The sequence below is a fragment of the Brevundimonas sp. genome (assembly GCF_036399195.1).
GTDB lineage: Bacteria > Pseudomonadota > Alphaproteobacteria > Caulobacterales > Caulobacteraceae > Brevundimonas.
Genome location: NZ_DASWNO010000054.1, coordinates 1 through 1,936, shown reverse-complemented (window position 1 = coordinate 1,936; position 1,936 = coordinate 1). Strand labels below are relative to the sequence as shown.

Genomic DNA, 1,936 nt, shown 5'->3' with positions numbered 1-1,936 from the left:
CGCACGCGCTCCTCGTTCGGCTGCGGGGCGGGCGAGCGCTATCCGTGGTTCGACGGATGCGTGCTTGAGACCCTGCCGACGGCCGCGGATTTCCTCGCTCTCGCCGCAGGGGCGCGGGCCTGCGTCGCCAGCAAGGAACAGGAGTTTGGGGTCGACGCGCCCTCGGAGCCCCAGCTGTTCGTCGGCTCAGAGATGCAGCTTCGCCTGCCGACGCTGAGGTTCACGAGGCGTGAGAGCGCCGCGGAAACACGCGGATCGTAATCCGCTCGCGCTCGCCCTCCGACCGTTCGACCAGCAGCCGCGCCACCTGGGCGTCGTCGTGGAACAGGTAACCCTTGATCGCGTCCAGCAGCGCCTTGGCCAGATTGTCGAGGTCAAGCCAAGGGGGATCGCCGACGTGCTCCATCAGGATTTCAACGACATAGTCGCCGTAGCTCGGACGCGAACTCCACTCCTTGCGCATGAACTCGTAGACCAGCGGCTTGTAGTATTTGGCCTGGGTGGTCAGGCCGTCGATGGTGATCTCGACGACGTCGCCGCTCTCGCGGGCCCGAACCTTGCCGACACCGATCCAGCCTGCGGTCAAGGTCGGCACTCGGGCGGAACCTCGGCCAGCAGGCGGGCCGAGCGGATCGCGGTCGGAGGCGTCAGCTGCTCTTCCACATTGGCCGGAGACAACTGGATGCGGCGCGCGACGTCCAGACCCTCGATCACGCGGCCGAAGGCGGCGAAGCCCTGGCCGTCGGGATTGCGGCCTCCGCGGAAGTCGAGGCTGGGCGTGTCATGCGTGACGATGAAGAAGCTCGAAGTCGCGGTGTCGGGGCCATTGCGCGCCATCGAGACAGCGCCTGCCGTGTGGCCGAGGCCGGTGTCGCGCGTGCGCTCCAGCGGGATCGGCGGGCGCAGATCGTCGTCCGAGCCCCGCGGGGTCGCCGCCTGGATGACGTCGATCGGGTTCGGGCTGGCGTTGGTGGCGCGGACCACGGTGCGGAAGAACGAACCGCCGTCGTAGTCGCCGTCGGCGACGTAGCTGAGGAAGTTGCAGACAGTGACCGGCGCGCGCTCCAGCTCCAGTTCGAGAACCATTCGGCCGGCGTCGGTCTCGACCACCACGCGCGGCTTGTCCGCGGCGTTCGCGGCGACGCCGGCGAACGAGAGGGCGAGCGCCGCCGCTGCCATCATGCTCCGCATCGCCAGTTCCTCCGCCTTGTCCCCTCGCCCCTCCGTGCTACACCGCCGCGCATCCTCCCGCCACGCCCGATGAGCCCGCCGCCATGAGCCAGTCCCGCACCGAAACCGACACCTTCGGCCCTATCGAGGTCTCCTCGGATCGCTATTGGGGCGCGCAGGCGCAGCGGTCGCTGGGCAATTTCAAGATCGGTTGGGAGAAGCAGCCGCTGCCGATCGTCCGCGCCCTGGGCATCGTCAAGCGGGCGGCGGCCGAGACCAACATGGCGCTGGGCAAGCTGGACCCGACGCTGGGCCAGACCATCGTCGCGGCGGCGAACGAGGTCATCGAGGGCAAGCTTAACGATCACTTCCCGCTGGTAGTCTGGCAGACCGGCTCGGGAACCCAGTCGAACATGAACGCCAACGAGGTGATCTCGAACCGGGCCATCGAAATGCTGGGCGGCGAGATGGGCTCGAAAACGCCGGTCCACCCCAACGACCACGTCAACATGAGTCAGTCGTCGAACGACACCTATCCGACGGCCTTGCACGTCGCCTGCGCCGAGCAGGTGGTGAACGATCTGCTGCCGGCGCTGAACCATCTGCACTGCGCCCTGAAGGCGAAGTCCGAGGCCTGGGCCCACCACAACAAGATCGGCCGCACGCATACGCAGGACGCCACGCCGCTGACGCTCGGGCAGGAATTCGGCGGTTACGCCCAGCAGGTGGCCAACGGCATCGAGCGGATCGAGCAGACCCTGCCGAA

At 67.8% G+C, this 1,936-nt stretch carries 3 protein-coding genes and 1 pseudogene; 2 read left to right on the top strand and 2 right to left on the bottom strand.

All coding sequences use genetic code 11. The annotated features are described in order from the left end of the window. Nucleotides 1-261, top strand: a pseudogene (locus tag VGB60_RS02700) (peptidase C13); the annotation flags it as partial. On the opposite strand, the gene VGB60_RS02695 reads toward VGB60_RS02700, so the two are convergent. Together VGB60_RS02695 and VGB60_RS02690 are read right to left on the bottom strand one after the other, a co-directional pair. Continuing rightward, complete coding sequence (locus VGB60_RS02695; RefSeq protein ID WP_331036741.1) at nucleotides 221-586, bottom strand: RusA family crossover junction endodeoxyribonuclease; 366 nt, start codon at nucleotides 584-586, stop codon at nucleotides 221-223. The pseudogene VGB60_RS02700 and the gene VGB60_RS02695 sit on opposite strands and share 41 nt — an antisense overlap. Beyond that, complete coding sequence (locus VGB60_RS02690; RefSeq protein WP_331036740.1) at nucleotides 583-1,191, bottom strand: peptidylprolyl isomerase; 609 nt, start codon at nucleotides 1,189-1,191, stop codon at nucleotides 583-585. The genes VGB60_RS02695 and VGB60_RS02690 overlap by 4 nt, the downstream gene beginning before the upstream one ends. A gap of 83 nt (nucleotides 1,192-1,274) precedes the next feature. Here VGB60_RS02690 and VGB60_RS02685 point away from each other — a divergent pair. Further along, a partial coding sequence (locus VGB60_RS02685; protein WP_331036739.1) for a lyase family protein occupies nucleotides 1,275-1,936 on the top strand: 662 nt, incomplete at its 3' end.